Raw genomic sequence first — 21,740 nt, forward strand, 5'->3', positions numbered from 1 at the left:
CTAAATAAATAACATAGTACGTTAATCTAAAAGCATAATGCAATGACAGTTGTGATGTCTTCAGGGAACAGAGAAAACCTTTACTTATCCTTGTTCCCCTACTTAATATTGATTGAGAATTTTAACAACTAGTCGCTTTTAACTACTACTAGGAATTTCAATTAAAAACTCTGTTCCTTCTCCTGGTTTAGAGGAACATTTAATCTGACCATGATGTTTTTCAACTATTATTTGATGGCTGATAGATAATCCTAACCCTGTACCTTTACCTGGTACTTTGGTAGTGAAGAAGGGATCGAATATATGCGATCGCACCTCTTCTGGAATTCCCAGACCATTATCAGCTATTCTAATTACAATCTTATTATTAACTGCTTGCGTACTAATCCAGATAGTTAGAGGTATTTTTGGACACCTTTGGGATAATTTCAAATACCTTTGCTGTATAATTTTAAACTTTTCCTCTAATGCATCAATACTGTTACTTAGAAGATTCATAAACACTTGATTTAATTGCGCTGGATAGCATTCGAGCAAACGTAAAGCAGCATATTCCTTCACAATTTCAATAGCTGGGCGTTCATTGTTGTTTTTGAGCCGATGTCCTAAGATTAGCAAAGTACTATCCAATCCTTCATGAATATCGATTGACTGGCGGATTTTATCAATGGTTGCAGCCAGCAATTCTTGCCGCTCCATTGCTTTCTCCCGCACTCCAATCGTCATTAAAGCTAAAAATTGCAACTCGATCAGCTTGCAGCAGCTGGCGTATTTCTTGAGTTGTTGTTTTAAAGATAGTTTCAATATCAAGGGGTGAGCGATCGCGCCAATACATACCATAGGATGCCCAAAGGGCTGGAGGGCGAAAGCATGTAAAATAAGTAATTTCTCAAAATTTACCTGACAGACTGCGGTATTTCAGGTTAAATGTTTTAAAGTATGCACTCTGCAAGAGTTGTCGGGTAATATTCGTGACACAACAAGACCAAAAACCCTCTCGTTCTTTCGCTGGAATTGCTGGCATTGTTGCCGCAGCCACATTAATTAGTAAAGTCTTCGGTTTAGTGCGGCAGCAAGCGATCGCTGCCGCTTTTGGTGTTGGTGCTGCTGCCACTGCCTATAGTTATGCCTATATTATCCCAGGCTTTCTATTGATATTACTCGGTGGTGTCAATGGGCCATTACACAGTGCAGTTGTCAGCGTTTTAGCCAAGCGACGGCGAGAAGAAGCGGCTCCCCTAGTGGAAACCGTGACAACGCTGGTAGCTGGATTGCTGTTGCTGGTGACAGTGGCTCAAGTTTTATTTGCGGATGCGATCGTTGATTTAGTTGGTCATGGTTTGGAAGCGACAACCAGAGCGATCGCCATTCAACAACTCCGCATCATGGCACCAATGGCTTTATTTGCCGGATTAATTGGCATTGGCTTTGGTACTCTCAATACAGCCAATCAATATTGGTTACTTTCCATTAGTCCTTTATTATCCAGTATTACCGTTGTTGCCGGTCTTGGTATCTTGGCTATGCAACTAGGCAAAGATATTATTAAGCCAGAGTACGCTTTAATCGGTGGAATGGTTTTAGCTTGGGGAACCTTGGCAGGAGCAGTTCTCCAGTGGTTAGTGCAGCTAATCGTGCAGTGGCGGTTAGGACTCGGCACATTACGCTTGCGGTTTGATTTTAAATCTCCAGGCGTTCAAGAAGTCATCAGAATCATGACTCCGGCAACGATTTCTTCTGGAATGATGCCAATTAATGTTGCCACTGACCTTTATTTTGCCAGTCCTATTCCTGGTGCGGCAGCAGGATTTAACTATGCAAATCTATTAGTACAGACTCCGTTAGGGATTATTTCTAATATCATTTTACTGCCCTTGTTACCGATATTTGCCAAACTTGCCGGCCCCGAAAATTGGCCAGATTTAAAATTACGCATTCGTCAAGGACTGCTACTTACTGCCTTCACCATGCTACCGCTAGGGGCGTTGATGGTGTCGTTATCAGTGCCTATTGTGCAAGTGGTATATGAGCGCGGTGCTTTCAAGCCAGAAGCTACACAGCTAGTTTCATCCTTGCTAGTCGCTTATGGAATTGGGATGTTTGTCTATTTGGGACGTGATGTTTTGGTACGGGTATTCTACGCTTTAGGCGATGGACAGACACCTTTTCGCATCAGTATTTTTAACATCTTGCTCAACATCATATTAGATTGGTTTTTCGTTAAACCTTTTGGCGCTCCCGGTTTGGTGTTAGCAACAGTGGGTGTAAATTGCAGTTCAATGTTGATGCTGTTATGGTTGCTTGATCGCAAGCTCAATGGTTTACCTTGGCGTGAATGGAGTTTGCCGATTTTGGGTTTGACTGCGGGTAGCTTGGTAGCTGGGGTAGCAAGCTATGGGACATTAGTTGCTTCTCAACAATTGCTAGGTAAAACGGGTTTACTGATTCTGGTGTTGCAATTATGCATATCAGGCTTCGTGGGGATTGCAGTGTTTGCTGCGATCGCTTCCTGGCTGAAAATACCAGAGGTGAATAGTTTTATATCTCGTCTACGTCAGCGCTTTTTGAAAAAATAATTGTTATTTGAAGAAACTTTTGCCCTCAGTTAACGTCACAAGAGTAACCAGTCTCTGAGCTATTTATTAAGGGCATCTCAAAGTTAGAAAAATAAACTTAGGGTAGGCACTGCTAGTCCCTAATCTCCAAGTCGCCAGCCCCAAGTCCCCAGAGTCCTCTCAAAAGGGACGAGATTTGGGTAATATAAAGTAGCTATCTTTTCTGCATGGCAGATCCTGAAAGAAAAGCTTTCTTTGTCTTACCCCTTGGAGATATTTCTATGCTGACTTTAAAAATCGCTGTTTATATTGTTGTTGCCTTCTTCGTCACTATCTTCGTCTTCGGATTTTTGTCAAACGATCCAGCTCGTAACCCCGGCCGTCGGGACTTAGAGTAAAAGGGCGATAAATCATCCGCGACTTTAGAAGGCGGAAGATATTAAACCCCACGGAAACTTACTAAACTTTCGCCTAGTAAGTTTCCTCCTCAAAGTGGCTTGCTACCGGTAGCAGAAGGCGACAGTTGGAAGGCAAAATGTATATTTAATCCTTCCCTCCGTCATTTGGCTGTTTGTTAGCCCGATTATGCTCAAATATGCTTCATCCAGTTCTGCCGCCTGATCCGCCTTTTATCCTTGAATCTTTACAAGCTGTAAATCCCGCCTCATCTGCTAGTCATACAAACTTTCTTTCAGGTGTAGATACTGGAATACACGAAAAAACAGACAAATCCAAGCAGCCCAAGGATTTGGCTCAGTTGCCAATTGCGGGTAAAACCAAGAGTGATCCGCCATTGCCAACTCCGATTAACTCAACTCAGGATGGCTTGGTAATTGCCGAAACTCCCTCTGTACCTCATTCACTAGAAATTTCGCCTATCAAGGGTTCTGGAACTGCTGCACTTTTGGGGCGATCGCTAATCGGTGGTTATCCCACGCAGCAGGTTAAAACCTCTAATTACCAAGATAAAGAAGACACAAAGACAAGTCCCAGTGTCGGCGTTGAGCGTTCAGAACTTCTGCTAAGAGCGGCGTTACGCAAGCAGGAGACGCAAACAAAAGTCACTACGTTGCCAAAGAAAGTTGGAGCGGAGACTTCCTCTATAAACTTAAAAAGTGAACCTTTTCAAAAACTCGGTGAGCAAGCGCCAACTCTCAATTTTAGTAGAGAAAAACAAACCTTTTTGGATGGTAGCTTTAGCTATAGAGCTTCCCCAAATCCCCAACTTGTTCAGTCTTTGCGTCCTCTTCAAACTGTCCCAAGTCCTACAAACAGCAACAAAGTCGAATCCAAAGCGGGAATTTTCGCACAGAAGTTAACCCCGCAAAAACAGCAAAGTGATATTACTGCACCACAGTCTTTAGGAAGAGACAATATCTCTGAATCTGCTGCTGATCTTGCACCGAGTTCTCAATCAGTACAAAATTTTATAAAATTCACGTCTCGTAACCCGACAAATCAACTTTCAAAGCCCATCACTGTAGGATTCAAATCCCAAGTCCAACAACAAGCTCAAGCACCAACGCCTACACGAGATAGCAATACGATTAATCAGCTACAAAGTCAACCATCTGGTACAACTGCGCCAGCCAAACCGAGAATTGTAGAAGTCACTTCAGATCGGCAAGAGTATGACGAGCAACGGCGAATTATTACAGCTGTTGGTAATGTACTTGTGCGATTTGATGGAGCGGTGGTGGATGCCGATCGCTTGCAAGTCAATTTAGACAACTTGATTGCTGCGGGGGAGGGCAACGTAACTTTAACACGGGGCGATCAGGTACTGCGTGGACAACGTTTTACTTATAACTTTGTTCAAGATAGTGGGGAACTGCTAAATGGTAGAGGAGAAATTTATGTACCCTCAGCACAAACAGATTTTGCTTTTTCATCCACGGGTATAAGTGCTGGTGGAGTTCCAAAACGTCCGCCGAGCGATCGCATTAGAGCCAATCAGCCCCTTTCCGGTGTGAGCAGCCCTGGAGGAATTGATGTGGTATTTGGTGGTCAAGCAGATGCTAGCAACCTCCCGCCATCGAAAGCAGGAGGTGTAGTGAATCGGCTTAGGTTTGAAGCTGAACACATTGACTTTTATCCCCAAGGCTGGCAAGCAAGGGATGTCCGCCTCACCAACGATCCTTTTTCGCCCCCAGAACTAGAGTTGCGGGCAAATACAGTAACTCTGACGCGAGAATCACCCTTGGTAGACCGCATTAGGACACAGAATCAGCGTTTGGTATTCGATCGAGGCGTCTCCTTACCAATTCCTGTGAATGAGCGGACTATTGACCGCCGGGAGCGCGACGTTACACCTGCAATAGTTTCCCCTGGTTATGATGGAGAAGATCGGGGTGGCTTGTATATTGAGCGTGGCTTTCCAGTGATCGATACAGAGAATACACGCTGGACGATCACGCCCCAGTTATTAATACAAAGGGCTGTGCAAGAAGGCACGGGTGATTTAGGCGCACTGTTTGGTGTGAAGACAAAGATAAATTCTGTTTTGAGTCCACGAGCAGTCATTAACGGGACTGGGGAATTAACTAGTTTTGACTTGAACAAACTAGAAGATAATTTGCGGGCGAGGTTAGGATTGCGCCAAACATTAGGGACTTCCCTTCCCCATCTTTTGAATCTGGAGTATAGCTACCGCGATCGCTTTTACAACGGTACCCTCGGTTTTCAAACCGTCCAGAGTAGTCTTGGTGGTATTATTCTCTCTCCGGTGATTCCTTTAGGTAAAAGTGGCATCAACCTCAGATATCAGGGAAGCGCTCGATATATCAATGCCAACACCGATCGCCAAGACTTACTAGAACCAGTGCGGGAAAATGATCGCATCTCACTAGGTCGTTTCCAAGCCAGCGCTTCCCTCAGTACTGGGCTGTTGCTGTGGCAGGGAAAACCATTACCACCCACTGCCACTGCGGGATTACGATACACGGCTAACCCTGTAGTTCCTTATTTGCGAGCGATCGCTGAACTTACAGGCACTAGCAGTTATTACACCAATGGTGATAACCAAAGTACCCTAACTGGTACAATTGGCTTACTAGGGCAAATTGGTCATTTTTCTCGACCTTTCTTAGACTACACAGCCTTTAATATTACTTATTCTCAAGGCTTAAACAACGGATTATCACCCTTTTTGTTTGATCGCTCCGTTGATAACCAAGTGTTGAGCGCTGGGATATCACAGCAAATCTACGGCCCTTTTCGCTTAGGCTTTCAAACATCTGTTAACTTGGATACTGGTAAAGAAAGCAGCACCGACTATATTGTGGAATATAGCCGTCGCACCTATGGCATCACCTTGCGTTACAATCCGGTGTTGGAGTTAGGTGGTATCAGCATCCGAATTAGTGATTTTAACTGGGGTGGCGGCACTGATCCATTTTCTGAAGTTAAACCAGTGGTAGGCGGCGTGCAACAGGATTATTAGTCAAATAGTTAGCAGTTGCCCTACTCGACACTTGATTTTTTAAGGTTTTCTATCTTTCGCCCAGTCTAAGGATTTGGCACGACTCGACAGCTTATCGCACAATTGGTTGATGCCGCACCAGGTATTCTCAGCTTGGCATAGTCGCCGCTTAGTTGAATACCTGACGGTGGTTGGTGTAGGGTTGCACAGCATCTTTGCACTGCGGCTTGGTACTCTCGCCATTGCTTACGGATTGCAATACTTGCAGCATCGTTACCTAAATCTGAAAATTTTAGCCCCGCTCGAATTAGCCAAGTTTCTACATCAGTTGTTTCACCCAGCATTTCTGGTATGGCATTAATCTTTTCCATGAGTAATATCTTTTACACGTATTTAAAATTGGTAATTTTACTTTAAGAAAAACTATTGATAATAGCCAATATAATTATTTATCAGAATCATCAATAAAAATGATTAAAATAAGAGAACAAATTATTATTACGGCTCTGATTTAGATAAAAACACGGTAGGGGCACAGCAATGCTGTACCCCTACGAATGCTCTGTAATTTATGTGATCGAAAACCGTTATATTACGGCTAGCAAATATCATTGCTTTAGGTTGTGAATAAGCTATTTTCTAGCTTGGAATCACTAGAAGCGATAGCCTAATCCAGCTTGGAAGCTGACAGCATCAGCATCACTATTTCTGTAGGCATCAATGCCCCATTTAGTATCGCCATAAGCAATGACATTGTTGCTAACTTCTGATTCAATACCAAGGGTGATTACAGGTGCATTCTGATTACCCAACGGGGTTTTTTGACCTTCGTCAGTTACAAAAGAATAACCACCACCGAAGTAAAGGTTAGTGTTTCTAGCGATCGGCGCATCGTAAGTCACTATGGGCATAATTGCCGCAGCATCACCACCATACAGCACAGAACCTCGCACTGAAACAGGCGCATTAGGAACGGCGTAACGTCCTTGAATATTGCCACCAATTTGTGATTCATCATTTCCTTGTCCGCCACTGGTTGCACCAACCGCAATACCAGCACCGATGTAATTGCCATTTGTGCCAGCTGTTTGAGCAGAAGCAATTCCCGCCGAGAGAACAATGGAAGCAACAGCAACGAAAGAGGCAGCTAATTTTGTAAGTTTCATAGAATTCTTCTCACTAGAGTTAAGTAAAATCAATATTCTCTAGTACTAGAATCTCTTTTTTTACAAAATGTAACCTCGCACATCTGGTTCACCCAAATGGTTGAATTCTTTCTCACCCACTTGGATGTAACAAGTTAATTGTTACAGGAAATAGTTACTAGGACTTACGCCCAATGCTCCATGCCCTATTTCTCAATTTGAACTAATGCTTAAGTCTTTGCCAATTCGGTTTTTGATTACTCGTGCAGGTATGCCTACAGCAACGGAGAAAGGAGGAATATCTCTATTAACAACTGCTCCCGCACCAATAACACTGCCTTTACCGATAGTAACCCCATCTAATACTGTTACTCCATGCCCTAACCAACAGTCATCCTCAATTACAATTCCCTTGCGAGTAACACCTTGGTATTTAATCGGCTCTATCGGATCGGCAAAATTATGATTATTGGCATATATCCCTGAGTAAGCAGCTATTAAGCAGTGTTTACCAATTTTGATGTCTCCTGGCCCCTCAATAGCCACGTTGGGGCCAATAAAGGTGTCTTCATCAATATGTATATATGTATTTTCCAAAGACCCTATATCAACGTTACGCTCAATAGCGACTCTATTTGCTAGATGAATTCTATTATTTTTATGTCCTCTAGCATCCATCCTTACACCCTTGAAAATATATACTCCACTGCCTATCTCAATACAGCAAGTACCGTTAAATTCAACACCATTTTGAATATAAACTGGGCTGCATATCTGGGCAAAAATACTACGATATCCCAAATTACGTAACTTTGGCCCCAAAATAAGTGTAGGAATATCCCCTAACACAGTAGTTACTAAAAGTTCTTGCACGCGCTGCAATTTGGAAAAATATTGCTCGTTATGCATGGCTAAATATCTCTTCAATTAATTGTTGTTGACAGGATTGATTTGTTGTGTTTGTATCCTAATCTTCTGCCAATACCAAAAATTTTTGTACTTATTGATACATGATTTTTTTGGCAGTATTACCAAAATTTACCCATGTTTTTAAATGGTTTTCCAAATATTGAAAAACCAGAGCCTGGTTTTGACTATGTGAGCAATTCTTTAACTTAGGTGGGAGAGAATTACTCAATTGATAAGCTGTTCCACATTTAAATTGCATAAGCTGGACGGGTAATATGTCCACTCCACACGAATTATATTTAATTCGATTATGCAAATAAGATGTTTTTGAGCTTATGCACAATTGCCTTGGATTGCTAGAAGCTCTTGTACCAGTCACAGTACGTAAAAATTTCGCTTCTTTTTCACCAAATCAATTAACAAAACAATCTCAGTGAATTGCACGGTCAAAACCCAGACGATTAAATTGTCTGATGGGAAAATTTGTTGGTTTAGATAGGCTACTGTTTCGGTTATCAGGCAAATTTGCAAAGCTTGTTACGCAGATAGGGATAAAGTTGTTTACCTTGAGGATACTTTTTCTCAAGCGGTTTTAGTCTTTTAAAACAACTTAGTTCCACAAGCTATATTGCAACAAAAAATACATTTAACTAGACTATATTCAAAAATTAGATAAAATTTCTGCCTAGCATGACAATGTAATTATTGTTAGATTTTTATGGGTATTTATGCCCAACTAAAATCCAACTAAGGTGGACTATCTCCCACATCAGCCATCACATTGAAGTTAACCATCGGTGCAAACAAGTAAGCGCTTCCCCGACTGCTATGACGGCTTTCTTGCAACGAATTTCTAGAGTATGCTGCTCCAATCATGTTGCACACAGATGATTTACAGACTAACCAATTCATGTTTTTAATTACATAAATGGTTTTTAATAACAATTGTTTTTAAAGATAACACATTTTATTTTTAGTGGAACACTCTTATGAAATTTGATTTTCAGGTTGCTTGTTAATTCTAATGGTGAGATTAGTTATTTTTTTTACTAAACTAATGCCTACGCTACTCTAAAATAATTTTATCCAATTAGAGAAAATTAATTGAAAATGGTAACCTTAAAAAGGCTTTAAGCGATTAGTTACCATTTATGTTTATATTTCTACTATTGTTTGTCCAAATAATTTTATACTTTTGTGTTAACTCAGAATGATATCTACTATACTTATGACACCCTCTTAGTTAAAAAGCTAAAAGTTTTCCTCTTCCCTATTGCTTGTATCTAAAAATTTGTAAATCACCCATTCGGGTGAGCCAAGCGGGTGATGCGTGCTTGGCACTATTTATTATAAATTTTATTGAAAGAAAGCTAAAACGTAGCTTAGTTTCTAGGAGAAGTCCAGAAAAAACATCAAACGCCCAGATTGAGGTATCGGTTTTAACTCACACACTTGGTTCAAATTATGGCTTTAATTAAAGAAATTGCCCAAGAAGCTCTAACTATCGGCTATCTGAGTGTTGTAGCCGAAGATCAACTGCGATCGCAACTTCAAAGTAATTATGACTCAGAAGACCTAGATGCCTGGATCATTTTACAGCGAGCTATTGCGGCGGGTGATGTCAAACAAGAGTCGCGCCGAAAAAAAGCTTCTCTCTCTCCTAAAGCCAAGGACGCTTCATCTAGTATCAAACTTGCTTATCAAATGGCAGCCGAGATTGCTTATGCAGCAGCTGTGGCTTTGTCAATGACAAAAAGCACCAAAGATCAGCCTTCACTAGGCGCATAAAATAACACATTTCTACGTTATTTACCTGATTTAGTATTAAAAATTTATACCAAGTAGTTAGCGCTCGCTTTTCCTAGTTAACTGCTTGGTATTATTTTTACACGATTTCATTTTAAACTATGTCTAGATGGGCTATTGAGCGTCACATCACCTTAAACTAACCTTAATCAAATATATAGAGTTAAGTCTTTTCTCTCACAGAGCCTCTAGATTAAGGTAGTTTTATTAAAAAATAATTAAAATTTTAACTGCTCCTTGATTGAGCTATGAGGAATTTTCACCCTCAGCCAAGACCTTAGATTGATCCCCAGAAGAAATTATAAAATAAATATAAATTATTTATTCAAAACTAAATTTTTTTTAAGTGAGACATGGCACTAAATGATTAAATTTTAATATACCAAGTACATGGCTGAGGGTAAGGCATAGAATTAGAAACACCTTGGTGTAAACTTTAGCAACGAGGTTAAAAAAATTCTCAATGCTTAACAAAGTCATCGCTTTTTCACAAACTACTGTATAAAGAATTGGCAACATTGGTAAAGAGAGTAAACAATAACCATAGCTAAACTTGGAGTTTTGCCAACCTATGCAGCCAATTCGCACATTTAACGTATCCCCTTCACTACCGCCGCGACTCGAACCACTACGGCGGCTAGCATATAACTTGCACTGGGATTGGAACGTTGACACTAAAGATTTATTCCGTCGCTTAGACTCTGACCTGTGGGAGTCTAGCCATCATAACCCGGTGTTAATGTTAGGTACTATCTCTCAATCGCGGCTTTTGGAAGTTGTCGAAGATGAGGGCTTTTTAGCGCAAATGGATCGAGCTGACCGTCAGTTAGACGATTATTTGCAAGAGCGTACCTGGTATCAGAAACAACGGGAGCATAAACCAAAAGAATGCTACGCCTATTTTTCGGCGGAATTTGGACTTGTAGATTGTTTGCCCGTCTATTCTGGGGGCTTGGGCGTTCTGGCGGGGGATCACCTCAAATCTGCCAGTGACTTGGGGCTACCGCTTGTGGGCGTAGGTTTACTGTATCAGCAAGGCTATTTTGCCCAGTATCTGAATGCCGATGGCTGGCAGCAAGAACGCTACCTGAGCAATGATTTCTACAATATGCCCTTGCATCTAGAACGTAATGCCGATGGTTCAGAACTGCGGATTGCAGTGGATTATCCAGGACGCAAGGTGTATGCCAGAATTTGGCGCGTACAGGTAGGAACGGTTCCCCTGTATCTGATGGACACCAACATTGAACCCAACAATGTTTACGACCACGACATTACAGACCAGCTGTATGGTGGCGACATCGATATGCGTATCCACCAGGAAATCATGCTGGGGATCGGTGGTGTGCAAATGCTCAAAGCTTTGGGGCTGAAAGTCACCGCCTACCACATGAATGAAGGCCACGCCGCCTTCTCTGCCCTAGAACGCATCCGCTTGCTGATTCAGGAAGAAGGACTGAATTATGCCCAAGCTAAACAGGTGGTGGCTTCTAGTAATATCTTTACTACCCACACGCCAGTACCAGCAGGGATTGACTTGTTCGCTCCTGACAAAATGCTGTACTACTTGGGGTACTATGCAGAGATATTTGGGTTGCCCAAAGAGCAATTTTTAGGATTGGGGCGCGAGAATACAGGCGATTTGTCTGGGCCTTTCAGTATGGCGGTGCTGGCGCTGAAGATGGCAACATTTTCTAACGGTGTCGCCCAACTGCATGGTGTGGTATCGCGGCAAATGTTCCAGGGCTTGTGGAAGAGTGTGCCAGTGGAAGAAGTGCCGATCGCAGCAATTACCAATGGTGTCCATGCTCGGAGTTGTGTTGCGAAATCTACTCAAGAGTTGTACGATCGCTACCTGGGGCCAAACTGGTCATCAGCACCACCAGATAGCCCATTGTGGGATCGGATGGATGCCATACCCGATGAAGAATTGTGGCGCAATCACGAACGCTGCCGCTTGGATATGATTTTGTATGTGCGGGAGCATTTGGTCAAGCATTTGAGCGATCGCGGCGCTTCCGCCTCCGAAATTAGTCAGGCACAAGAAGTTTTAGATCCTTACGCTTTCACCATTGGCTTTGCCCGTCGGTTTGCCACCTACAAACGCGCCACCCTCTGGATGCGTGATTTGGATCGGATTAAGCGGCTTTTACTAGGCAACAAAGACCGGAAAGTGCAATTCGTAATTGCTGGTAAGGCACATCCTAAGGATATTCCCGGTAAAGAACTGATCCGGGAGATCAATCACTTTATCCGCGAACAACATTTAGAAAAACAGGTAGTGTTTGTTCCCAATTACGATATTCACATCTCCCGGTTGATGGTTGCGGGTTGCGATATCTGGTTAAACACACCGCGTCGTCCACGGGAAGCCTCTGGTACTAGTGGCATGAAAGCAGCAATGAATGGATTGCCGAATTTAAGTGTACTAGATGGCTGGTGGGATGAAGCTGATTACGTCCGCACAGGCTGGGCAATCGGACATGGAGAGAATTACGACGATCCTAACTATCAAGATGAAGTAGAAGCAAATGCTCTCTACGAATTGTTAGAGAAGGAAGTTGTACCGCTATTTTATGAACATCGGGATACTGATGGTTTGCCCCGTCCGTGGGTTGCCAAAATGAAGGATGCAATTCGGTTGAATTGTCCGTTCTTTAATACAGCGCGGATGGTAGGAGAATATGCACAAAGAGCTTATTTCCCGGCTAGCGATCGCTATCATACCCTGACTGTTGATAACTATGCTCCAGCCAAAGAACTAGCCGCTTGGAAAGAAAAACTAAGCGAACACTGGTTTAACATCAGAATCAAAGATGTTGATGTATCGGCAGCTTCAGATATTGAGGTTAACCAAACCGTTGCTGTCAAAGCCAAGGTTGACTTAGCAACCTTGACGAATGATGATGTGCAGGTGGAGTTATATCAAGGTGCGATCGATGCCAATGGTGATATTGTCAACGCTGTGCCAGTGGTGATGGATTATCAAGGTGAAGATGGACAGCAATTGAGTATTTACACGGGTAATATCACTTACACTGCTTCTGGTTTACAAGGCTTGTCTTTGCGTGTATTGCCGAAGAATCAATACTTAGCTAATCCTTATGAACCAAGGTTGATTGCTTGGGCAGAATAAGAGTAATGAGTAGTTATTGAATACTCAAGATTAGGCGTTGCTGATTTTTTAGCAACGCCTTTTATATCAAACATTTTCAGGTAGATAATTAATATCTAGTAGCTGATCTAAAGTGTAAGTACAAGATTGAGGTAAGTTATCTAGCTTGCCTTCAGTTTTATCAATTACATATCCTAATGCATCATCATAAATTGATGCTAATTCTTTTTCTAAGTATTGAGATAAATTCGTTGTCAAGTTACGTTTTAATTGATTCCTAAAACTCCTAATTTCTGCTTTCCAATGTCCAGAATTATATTGAGATTCTTCCGTCCAATATTGCAGTAATAAAAGATGTCTAATAATTTGTTCTAAGAAACTAGCAACCTTAGCTTTGTCTCTACGACCCAAATTTTCTAGCTCCTCAATTAAGTTTTCTAAATCTAATTTTTCTAAATGGTTAGCTTTCAATAGCTTGATTGTTTCCTCTAACCAAAGATGATCATCAATTTCATAAAGCTCTTTTAAACTCAAATTAGAACTAACTCCTTGCATAAAACCTCTTTGAGTTAAATCTTACGAAATTACAATTTTAGGGTAACATTCTTTGAGGGATGACAATGTAGCCTGTGGTGCGATCGCCTAATACCAAATTACGTTGTTCTCCCCAATACCACCAATAAGCGGCAACGTAAGCGCAAATTAGGCTATCTAGTTTATCTTCGGTTGCTTTGAGGGTTGCGCCTGTGGTGGGAATTTCAGAAGGAAACGAACCGCAGAGGCGCAGAGAACGCAGAGGAGGAGAAAGAGAGGGGAGGATATTGAGAAGATAATTTTGGAGTTTGATTAGTTCTAGGCGGCGCTGACTGAGTGTTCCTTTTTTGTATTTGAGGATGCGTTCTAAGTTAAATAGGTTAACGATCGCTGGGTGGGGAAAGACTTCTATTTGATATCTGCTGAGTTTTTGCGGTTCTATGGTGGGGGCGTGGGCAAAACCGCGTGATTCTAATTCTAAGCCAAAGTTGATGGTGCGATCGGCGAAGGGTAAGTTTTGATTAGCTGGGTAACATCCCGCATGATATTTACCGAAGTATTTGTGGCTGAGTTTATCGGGGAGGCGGCTTCCTGTGGCGTTGGGTATGAGGGTAGGTGCATCTACGGCGATGATGGCTGGTTCGTCTGGTTGTACGCTTTGATCGATCCAGGTAAGGATGTCTGCAATGGCTTCTTTGCGGTCTAGATCGAGTAGTTGCAGTTGTCCATCTATCCATTCTAAACAGCATAATCCGCTTGGTTGCGATTTCCAGCCTAAATCAATGCCAATAAATTTCATGGTCATAACACGAATTTGCGATTATTTTCGCATTTCGCGGCAACGATTCACCTAAATTTACTTGCTAAAAATTGCGATAAATCATCTTATAATCTTAAATAGCTTGTCTTAATTTATTTTATCTGGCAATAAATTAATCAAGATTATTCCAATGAAAGTTTTATTTTTACATCCCAATTTTCCCTCGCAATTTCGCAATCTAGCGACAGTTTTAGGTAAAGATCCTAATTGTCAAGTCGTCTTTGGGACAAATCGTCGTGAAGGCGAAATACCTGGCGTTTTTAAAGCTATTTACACTCCTTCTCGTGAAGCTGCTCCCCAAACCCACCATTACGTTCGCAACCTGGAAAATGCTGTTCTCACCGCGCAGGCTGTCTATCGCGTGTCAGAAAAATTAAAGGCTGAAGGTTTCGTACCAGATATAATCTATGGACATTCTGGTTGGGGCCCGACTTTATTTATGAAAGATATTTTCCCGAAAGCAGAATTATTGTGTTATTTCGAGTGGTTTTACCATGCTCACGGTTCCGATGCAGATTTTGATCCCAATGAACCACTGAATGCTGATGATGAATGCCGCATCCGCGTCAAAAATGCGCCGATTTTGACTGATTTATATAGCTGCGATCGCGGTCTTTCTCCAACGAATTGGCAGCGTCAGCAATTTCCCAAAGAATATCATAGCAAACTCACTGTAATTCATGATGGTGTTGATACCAAATATTTTGCTCCTAAACCAGGCGCAAAGTTAGTTTTACCAAGAATAAATCTGGATCTTTCCCATGTGGAAGAGTTGGTAACTTATGTGGGACGGGGGATGGAACCTTATAGAGGATTTCCGCAGTTTATGGAAACGGTGGCGCTAATTCAGCAGCGAAGACCTAAGTGCCATGTAGTAGTTGTGGGAGAAGATAGGGTGGCTTATGGTAAAAATCTCCCCGATGGTCAGACTTATAAACAATTAATGCTAGAAAAATTAAAATCATCTTTGGATTTATCGAGGCTGCACTTTACAGATAGGCTTCCTTACAATGAGTACCTTCAGGTTTTGCAAGCTTCTTCTGCTCATGTTTATTTAACTCGTCCTTTTGTTTTATCCTGGTCAATGTTAGAAGTAATGGCAGCAGGATGCTTACTAATAGCCTCTAAGACTCCGCCAGTTTTGGAAGTCGTACAGGATGGGGTGAATGGACTGCTAGTAGATTTCTTTTCTCCCCGTAATATTGCTAATAGGGTTGAAGAGGCGCTAAATAATCCTCAGGAGATGCAAGCAATTCGTGCGAATGCGCGAGAGACAATTCTGAAGCGTTATGATTTGGCAAAACTGTTACCACAGCATTTGCAATGGATGTTTGCTGGCAAAAATTCTAATAGTTTGAAAAAGCGTCCAAATTCTAAAGGATTTGGCAGAAATTAGATCATATTCGTTATTAGTCATTAACCTTTTGCATAAATATTTTTTGCCTCAAGCAAAGGTGTCAATAAAAGCCTGAAAAGAATGACTTTTGTAATAAGTATATTAATTATTAGTTATTGTCAATAACTAATGACAAATGACAAATGACAGAGAGCAATATTTAAAATGCGAATTATTTTTACCATTGTTCATTATTTCAAACCTAGCAGTGAGGGTCGTCATGCTTCCCAACGCAAAGACCCACAACCACGCTTACAGGCGTTAACTAATAGCCTTACCGCCTTACACCAATTATTTGGTAAATCTCAAAGTATCATTAATATTGCTCAACGAATAGCTTTTCCTGCTAACCAGCCACAATCTCACGAACTAGATATTGTTATTTGTACAACTAAAGATAATCATCTTCTGAATCAGCTTCCCCTACCATCCCATTTATATAGGCATCATTCTAGCAATGCAGAACCTCTACTTTTGGGATTTGAGTGCCAAGCTATTCTGCAAAGTTGTCTCGGTCAGTATGATTATTACTGCTTCCTTGAAGATGACCTAATTATCTATGATCCTTGGTTTTTTATAAAATTAAACTGGTTTACCCAACAAGCAGGTGATTTAAATTTGCTCCAGCCAAATCGTTATGAAGTTTCCCCTTACGGTTTGGTTCACAAAGCTTACATTGATGGGGATTTAGCTTTACGAGTAACTGCTCCCTTTCAAAATGTGCAGGAGCAACAGGAACTCAAAGGTACAATTATGAATGCACCAATTATCTTTTGTCGTGCCCTCAATCCTCATGCAGGCTGCTATTTTTTGAATGCAAATCAGATGGCTTATTGGGCTAATCAACCTTATTTTCTTGACCGAGATATTAGCTTTGTTGGGCCTCTAGAAAGTGCTGCCACCTTGGGAATTATGAAGACATTTCGGATTTACAAAACCTCACCGGAGCAAGCAAGTTTTTTGGAAATTCAGCACTTTGGAACAGGGTTTTTGGGGTTAATTGGAGGACAGGTGGGTTTAGCAGAAAGGTGAATATTACAAGGTAATCATACAATAAATACGGTTTTGGAAGGGCGATCGCAACTACCAACCACTAGAAACGGAAACGAGTTGAGCTAATAACACCCTGACGCCAAACAATTATCGTAAATAAGCGGAGTTAATGCCAAGTTATAAGACGTTTTCCCTTGGTACGCTTACCTTTTATCAAGTTAAAGTAGCGTCAGACGTGTTAAAGATAAATATTTCTAAATGTATATTACAACTTTTTACGTTTTGGTGTTAAAAAACTAAAAAAATCTAATCATTATATTTATGTAGCATTATTGTTAATACTTGTTAGGAGTATGGCTATGACTGCTAGTACCCTTCTGCAAGAAATAGAAAAGTATATCCCTATTGTGGGAGATATAAATATTAAAAGTCCATTAGCATACCAAGCAACTCGTGGGGCGGTTGAGGTAGTTAACACAGTCCAGATGGCAGTGGCGGAAGCTTATATCAACGGACTAGAAGTTCCTGATTCCGTTCTAGAATCGTTTTTCGATACATGTATGCCAATTTTCTTTCAGTATTTCCCATCCCTACTAGCACCTTATGAATGGGTATTAAAAGAAACTGATCATCTCGCCGAAGGTTCACAGCAACTAATGAAAATTCAGTACGACTTGCCTCAAGCCATGCTGAATACTATGTTGGGGGACGGGAAACTCATTTATCCTAAGTACAGCATGGGACTGTGGGAAAAAGGAGCATTAAACCTTGAGCAATCCCAGATGCACATGATTGATGATGTAATTGAAAAGCTAGACATCAAGGATGGAGACAATATCTTAGACTTTGGCTGCGGGTGGGCATGTGTTCCTAATTACATTCTTTCTAAGTTCCCCAATGTCAAGTTTACAGGTCTTAATTTGAGCCACGCGCAATGTGAATATATACGCCACAAAATGCAAGATCCTGAGAGTTATCTCAGTTCACATCGGTTTACCCTATATGAAGGTGATTTGAACAATGCAAATTTTGAAACCAAGTTTCATAAAATCCTTTCAATTGGTGTTTTTGAGCATGTTGGTAACTTAACAAGAGCCTTTAAAAAATTAGCTTCGTTTCTCAAGGATGATGGCAAAGTTTTAATTCACATCATCACAGTCCGCATCCCTAACAATATGTCTAGCGTTTACACTCACAAATATATTTTTCCACACGGTCGGTACTGGAATTACGATGCAGTTCCTAGCCATCAAGAAGACCTTAAAACAATTAAAAAATGGTATCTTAATGGCTCTAATTACTCTAAAACAATAACTAACTGGTTACAAAATTTTGACGACAACCAGGCAACAATAAAAACATTAAACTATGGCATGGACTATGCCAAATTTCGCCGAATATGGAGATTTTATTTGATATGGTTTATTCGTAATTTTGCTAGTTGCGATGGAGAATATAATGGTAATGGTCAATTTTTAATGGTTCATGCTTAACCGAACAAAGAACAGACTTTTTTCCTTAGTAATATAATGTCTGCTTGATTACTTACTTAAAGCCGAAGAGCCGCACTCCGCCAAAGCTTTGCTTTGTCTCCCTGCCCCTAATCCCCAAAGAGGGTTCCGGTTCCGAGTTTCCCGCTCTTCGGGAGGGGCTAGGGTGGGGTGTAATGGCTGTGGCTAGCATAACTATCTATGCGGACATGATGTAATCTGTCAACCAGAATATTCAGACCGATGTCTTTGCCCTCGCCTTAAAAACTGAGTTTTGACAGTTGCGGTTGATGGCGCGAGCGATAAGTTCTGGTTCAGAAGGCATTCTAATCTTTGACGCTAGCTTCAGAAACTCAAGGGTTTTGATGAACCAAAATGTTGGGTCTGGAAGATAAGCAACCTGCCCCTTTCGCACAGTTATGCCATGCCGAGCTGACCACTGGAATGCATGATGAAGATTATGCCAGCCTTCACCCAAGGTCAGAAATGCTACGAGCCAATGGTTCCGACTGGAGTCATTAGTTGTGAACGGTTGCTCGCCAAGTATATGGCTGAGTGAGTTGACGGTGGCGACACAGTGGAAAAGGACAGTCGTGCTGAGGAAAAAAGCGCCGAGATATTCAACTCCACCAATGTAGTAGGAGAGCGCAGTAAGAGCAACGGTAGGAATGAAGTGCAAACGGTCAATAATCTTCAAAACCACATTACTCTCAACATCGCTAGGAAGCTTAGAGGGGAAAAACTGTGGGGAGAATAGCCATCCAGCTTGAGACCACCAGAATCCTTTGATCCCCTTGAAAGGCAAATAGGGAGAATGAGGATCTTCTTTCTGATCTGAGTATTGATGATGATCCATGTGGTGAGCTTTCCACCAACTTGGCCCCATCTGTCCGGCTGAAGCAGCCACAATGCTTCCAACGCATAGAACTGAGGTTGGAGCCTGGTAGCTCTTATGGGTGAGTAGCCTATGATAGATGCCAGTAGTTGCAAGCATTCGTATTACATATAACAACAGGGCCCACAAGACAGCACCCCATGATAAGCCAGTAACAAAAATGAGTAATGATCCTAAATGACTCACTACGATCAGAGTAGGGCCTACTATGTAAGAAATAATCGTAAGATGAGAGTACTGCTTCATTAGTCTTCTAACGTCCTTAAGCTTCAAAAAAAATGCACCACATCTTCGCCGCAGTGAAGCTTGCGGACAGCAGAACGCCCACCGTTGTCAGCGTTAGTACCACATGCATATCTTGGCACAATTCGCTTGGAATATAAAAAGTAGTTTCAAACACAAGCGGTGGCAAAAAAGCAGTGAAGAGTTTCTATAGCAATCGGAGTTGAGTTAAAATCTCTCATCCTGTAACAGCGAGTTGACCTGGAAAATGTCAAAATTAAATGAGTTTTGCGTAGGCAAAAAGCAATTTGTCGCCAGACATCGCCACTTTATTAGCGCGGATTTGAGATAACTAAGTTGAAATTTATGGGCAAGCAACGTGTTCTTTCTGGAGTTCAAACAACCGGCAATTACCATCTAGGTAACTATTTGGGAGCCATTCGCAACTGGGTAGAAGGTCAGAGCGAATACGAAAATTACCTTTTTGTGGCTGATTTGCACGCGATTACAGTGCCACACGACCCAAAACAGTTGGCAGCTGATACCTACACCCTTGCTGCTCTTTATCTAGCTTGTGGCCTTGATTTAAATCACTCCACCATCTTTGTACAATCCCACGTTTCAGCTCACAGTGAACTCACCTGGTTGCTCAACTGCATTACACCTCTAAACTGGCTGCAAGATATGATCCAGTTCAAGGAAAAGGCTGTTAAACAAGGAGAAAATGTGAGTGCAGGCTTATTGGATTACCCTGTACTGATGTCAGCCGATATTTTGCTTTACCAAGCTGATAAAGTGCCAGTGGGTGAAGACCAAAAGCAACATTTGGAATTGACACGGGATATTGCAGCTCGGTTAAATCACCAATTTGGTAAACCAGATCGACCAGTTCTGAAGTTACCAGACCCTTTGATTCGTAAGGAAGGGGCTAGGGTGATGAGTTTGGCAGATGGTACGCGCAAAATGTCGAAGTCTGATCCTTCTGAGTTAAGCCGAATCAATTTACTAGATTCACCAGAACAGATTCAATACAAAATTAAGCGTTGCAAAACTGATCCCATTCGTGGACTGACTTTTGACGATCCAGCGCGTCCAGAGTGTAATAATTTGTTAACGCTCTATACATTGCTTTCTGGAAAGAACAAGGAAGATGTGGCGGTTGAGTGTCAGGATATGGGTTGGGGACAATTTAAGCCATTGTTGACAGATACAATTATTGAGTCTCTCAAACCAATTCAAGAAAAATATCACTCGATAATGAGCGATAAAGGTTATTTAGAGTCTGTATTGCGGGATGGAGCAAAAAAAGCTAGAGCGATCGCAAATCAAACTTTATCACAAGTAAAAACTGCTTTAGGCTATTCGCTTCCTTTATAATTTGTCCATTTTCGGTGTGATTGGCTATACCATTTAAGAAATTGAAATTCTTAATTCTATGCATCACACCCATAGCCCCACAGCCTTTCAGAGAGCTGTACAAGCAGGTGAATTTCTAATTACCGCCGAGGTAGCACCCCCGAAAGGGGGAGATCCAGCACACATGATTCAAATGGCGGCGACTCTTAAGGGAAGGGTTCATGCTGTCAATATTACTGATGGTAGCCGCGCAGTCTTACGGATGTCTTCGTTAATGGCGTCGGTGATTTTGTTACAAAACGGCATAGAGCCGATTTGTCAAGTTGCTTGCCGCGATCGCAACCGCATTAGTTTACAAGCTGATTTGATGGGCGCTCATGCTTTAGGTATCCGTAATATTTTAGCTTTGACTGGCGACCCAGTAAAAGCAGGCGATCATCCAGATGCCAAAGCAGTGTTTGACTTAGAAGCAGTACGGCTACTGCAACTGATTCGGAAGATGAATCAAGGCGTTGATTGCAATGAGAAACCCTTGACTGATGGAGCGCTAGATTTATTTGTTGGTGCAGCAGTAGATCCGCAATGTAAAAGTTGGTCGGGTTTGCAAAGTCGATTTGAACGCAAAATCGAAGCTGGAGCGCAGTTTTTTCAAAGTCAGTTAATTACCGATTTTGAGCGGCTAGAAAAGTTCATGGATACCATTGCTGCTGGCTATAAAAAACCAATTTTGGCAGGAATTTTTCTGTTGAAATCGGCAAAAAATGCCCAGTTTATTAATAGATGTGTTCCGGGTGTAAATATTCCCCAACATATTATTGATAGATTGGCAAAAGCCAAAGATCCTCTTGAGGAAGGGATGAAAATTGCCGCCGAGCAAGTGCAGATAGCGCGGCAATTATGTCAGGGTGTCCACATGATGGCGGTGAAGCGAGAAGATGCGATCGCGCCAATTTTAGATTTGGCTGGGGTTGCTCCAGTTAATCAGTTGGTATCCAAGTAAACGAAATAATAGATTTTTTTATTAAAGCAGATGGGAATAGCCATCTGCTTTTTTATGGTGAAACAGATGTATTTAAGATGTAT

General features: G+C 41.7%; 19 protein-coding genes. 10 read left to right on the plus strand and 9 right to left on the minus strand.

Features of this window, described 5'->3' with window-relative positions; translation table 11 throughout:
- Positions 1–138: 138 nt before the first annotated feature.
- A complete protein-coding gene (locus tag CDC33_RS41260; protein ID WP_369694303.1) occupies positions 139–726 on the minus strand; it encodes a sensor histidine kinase in 588 nt (195 codons plus the stop codon).
- A complete protein-coding gene (locus CDC33_RS15190; protein WP_109009155.1) occupies positions 665–835 on the minus strand; it encodes a GAF domain-containing protein in 171 nt (56 codons plus the stop codon). Before CDC33_RS15190 ends, CDC33_RS41260 begins: the two co-directional genes overlap by 62 nt.
- Positions 836–971: 136 nt before the next feature.
- Between CDC33_RS15190 and murJ the strand changes: the two genes are divergently transcribed.
- The 3 genes from murJ to CDC33_RS15205 all read left to right on the plus strand — a co-directional run bounded on the left by murJ (position 972) and on the right by CDC33_RS15205 (position 5,997).
- Positions 972–2,576 carry a murein biosynthesis integral membrane protein MurJ gene (gene murJ, locus CDC33_RS15195; RefSeq protein WP_109009156.1) on the plus strand — a complete coding sequence of 535 codons (1,605 nt, stop codon included), beginning with the start codon at positions 972–974 and terminating at the stop codon, positions 2,574–2,576.
- A 260-nt stretch (positions 2,577–2,836) separates the two neighbouring features.
- Positions 2,837–2,953 (plus strand): photosystem II reaction center protein I, encoded by a 117-nt coding sequence (locus CDC33_RS15200; RefSeq protein WP_015114068.1) that lies wholly within the window; start codon positions 2,837–2,839, stop codon positions 2,951–2,953.
- A 197-nt stretch (positions 2,954–3,150) separates the two neighbouring features.
- Complete coding sequence (locus CDC33_RS15205; protein WP_109009157.1) at positions 3,151–5,997, plus strand: DUF3769 domain-containing protein; 2,847 nt, start codon at positions 3,151–3,153, stop codon at positions 5,995–5,997.
- A 65-nt stretch (positions 5,998–6,062) separates the two neighbouring features.
- Here CDC33_RS15205 and CDC33_RS15210 read toward each other — a convergent pair whose 3' ends face one another.
- From CDC33_RS15210 to CDC33_RS38770, 4 genes are all read right to left on the minus strand, one after another.
- The gene (locus CDC33_RS15210; RefSeq protein ID WP_109009158.1) at positions 6,063–6,347 is read right to left on the minus strand and encodes a hypothetical protein; all 285 of its coding nucleotides are present in this window, start codon (positions 6,345–6,347) and stop codon (positions 6,063–6,065) included.
- A gap of 282 nt (positions 6,348–6,629) precedes the next feature.
- Positions 6,630–7,142: an outer membrane beta-barrel protein gene (locus tag CDC33_RS15215; protein ID WP_109009159.1), complete on the minus strand. Its 513-nt coding sequence runs from the start codon at positions 7,140–7,142 to the stop codon at positions 6,630–6,632.
- Positions 7,143–7,334: 192 nt separating this feature from the next.
- Complete coding sequence (locus CDC33_RS15220) at positions 7,335–8,030, minus strand: acyltransferase (RefSeq protein ID WP_109009160.1); 696 nt, start codon at positions 8,028–8,030, stop codon at positions 7,335–7,337.
- Between the two features lie 747 nt (positions 8,031–8,777).
- Positions 8,778–8,942 carry a hypothetical protein gene (locus CDC33_RS38770; protein WP_181374260.1) on the minus strand — a complete coding sequence of 55 codons (165 nt, stop codon included), beginning with the start codon at positions 8,940–8,942 and terminating at the stop codon, positions 8,778–8,780.
- 552 nt (positions 8,943–9,494) lie between these two features.
- Here CDC33_RS38770 and CDC33_RS15225 point away from each other — a divergent pair.
- Together CDC33_RS15225 and glgP are read left to right on the plus strand one after the other, a co-directional pair.
- A complete protein-coding gene (locus CDC33_RS15225; RefSeq protein ID WP_109009161.1) occupies positions 9,495–9,818 on the plus strand; it encodes a hypothetical protein in 324 nt (107 codons plus the stop codon).
- A gap of 589 nt (positions 9,819–10,407) precedes the next feature.
- Complete coding sequence (gene glgP / locus CDC33_RS15230) at positions 10,408–12,972, plus strand: alpha-glucan family phosphorylase (protein WP_109009162.1); 2,565 nt, start codon at positions 10,408–10,410, stop codon at positions 12,970–12,972.
- 66 nt (positions 12,973–13,038) lie between these two features.
- On the opposite strand, the gene CDC33_RS15235 is transcribed toward glgP, so the two are convergent.
- The gene (locus CDC33_RS15235) at positions 13,039–13,506 is read right to left on the minus strand and encodes a DUF29 domain-containing protein (RefSeq protein WP_109009163.1); all 468 of its coding nucleotides are present in this window, start codon (positions 13,504–13,506) and stop codon (positions 13,039–13,041) included.
- Positions 13,507–13,543: 37 nt separating this feature from the next.
- Positions 13,544–14,284, minus strand: coding sequence for a DUF429 domain-containing protein (locus CDC33_RS15240; RefSeq protein ID WP_109009164.1), 741 nt, complete (start codon positions 14,282–14,284; stop codon positions 13,544–13,546).
- A gap of 151 nt (positions 14,285–14,435) precedes the next feature.
- On the opposite strand from CDC33_RS15240, the gene CDC33_RS15245 reads away from it, so the two are divergent.
- The 3 genes from CDC33_RS15245 to CDC33_RS15255 all read left to right on the plus strand — a co-directional run bounded on the left by CDC33_RS15245 (position 14,436) and on the right by CDC33_RS15255 (position 18,187).
- Positions 14,436–15,701, plus strand: a complete 1,266-nt coding sequence (locus CDC33_RS15245; protein WP_109009165.1) for a glycosyltransferase family 4 protein — start codon at positions 14,436–14,438, stop codon at positions 15,699–15,701.
- Positions 15,702–15,866: 165 nt separating this feature from the next.
- Positions 15,867–16,733, plus strand: coding sequence for a hypothetical protein (locus CDC33_RS15250; RefSeq protein ID WP_109009166.1), 867 nt, complete (start codon positions 15,867–15,869; stop codon positions 16,731–16,733).
- A gap of 320 nt (positions 16,734–17,053) precedes the next feature.
- Positions 17,054–18,187, plus strand: coding sequence for an SAM-dependent methyltransferase (locus tag CDC33_RS15255; RefSeq protein WP_109012588.1), 1,134 nt, complete (start codon positions 17,054–17,056; stop codon positions 18,185–18,187).
- A 232-nt stretch (positions 18,188–18,419) separates the two neighbouring features.
- Here the strand turns inward: CDC33_RS15255 and CDC33_RS15260 are convergent, their stop codons facing one another.
- Positions 18,420–19,325 (minus strand): acyl-CoA desaturase, encoded by a 906-nt coding sequence (locus CDC33_RS15260; RefSeq protein WP_109012589.1) that lies wholly within the window; start codon positions 19,323–19,325, stop codon positions 18,420–18,422.
- Positions 19,326–19,667: 342 nt separating this feature from the next.
- On the opposite strand from CDC33_RS15260, the gene trpS reads away from it, so the two are divergent.
- Both trpS and CDC33_RS15275 read left to right on the plus strand, forming a co-directional pair.
- Positions 19,668–20,678 (plus strand): tryptophan--tRNA ligase, encoded by a 1,011-nt coding sequence (gene trpS / locus CDC33_RS15270; RefSeq protein WP_109009167.1) that lies wholly within the window; start codon positions 19,668–19,670, stop codon positions 20,676–20,678.
- Between the two features lie 58 nt (positions 20,679–20,736).
- Positions 20,737–21,657 (plus strand): methylenetetrahydrofolate reductase, encoded by a 921-nt coding sequence (locus CDC33_RS15275; RefSeq protein ID WP_109009168.1) that lies wholly within the window; start codon positions 20,737–20,739, stop codon positions 21,655–21,657.
- Positions 21,658–21,740: the final 83 nt, after the last annotated feature.

Source organism: Nostoc commune NIES-4072 (assembly GCF_003113895.1).
GTDB classification, from domain to species: Bacteria; Cyanobacteriota; Cyanobacteriia; order Cyanobacteriales; family Nostocaceae; genus Nostoc; species Nostoc commune.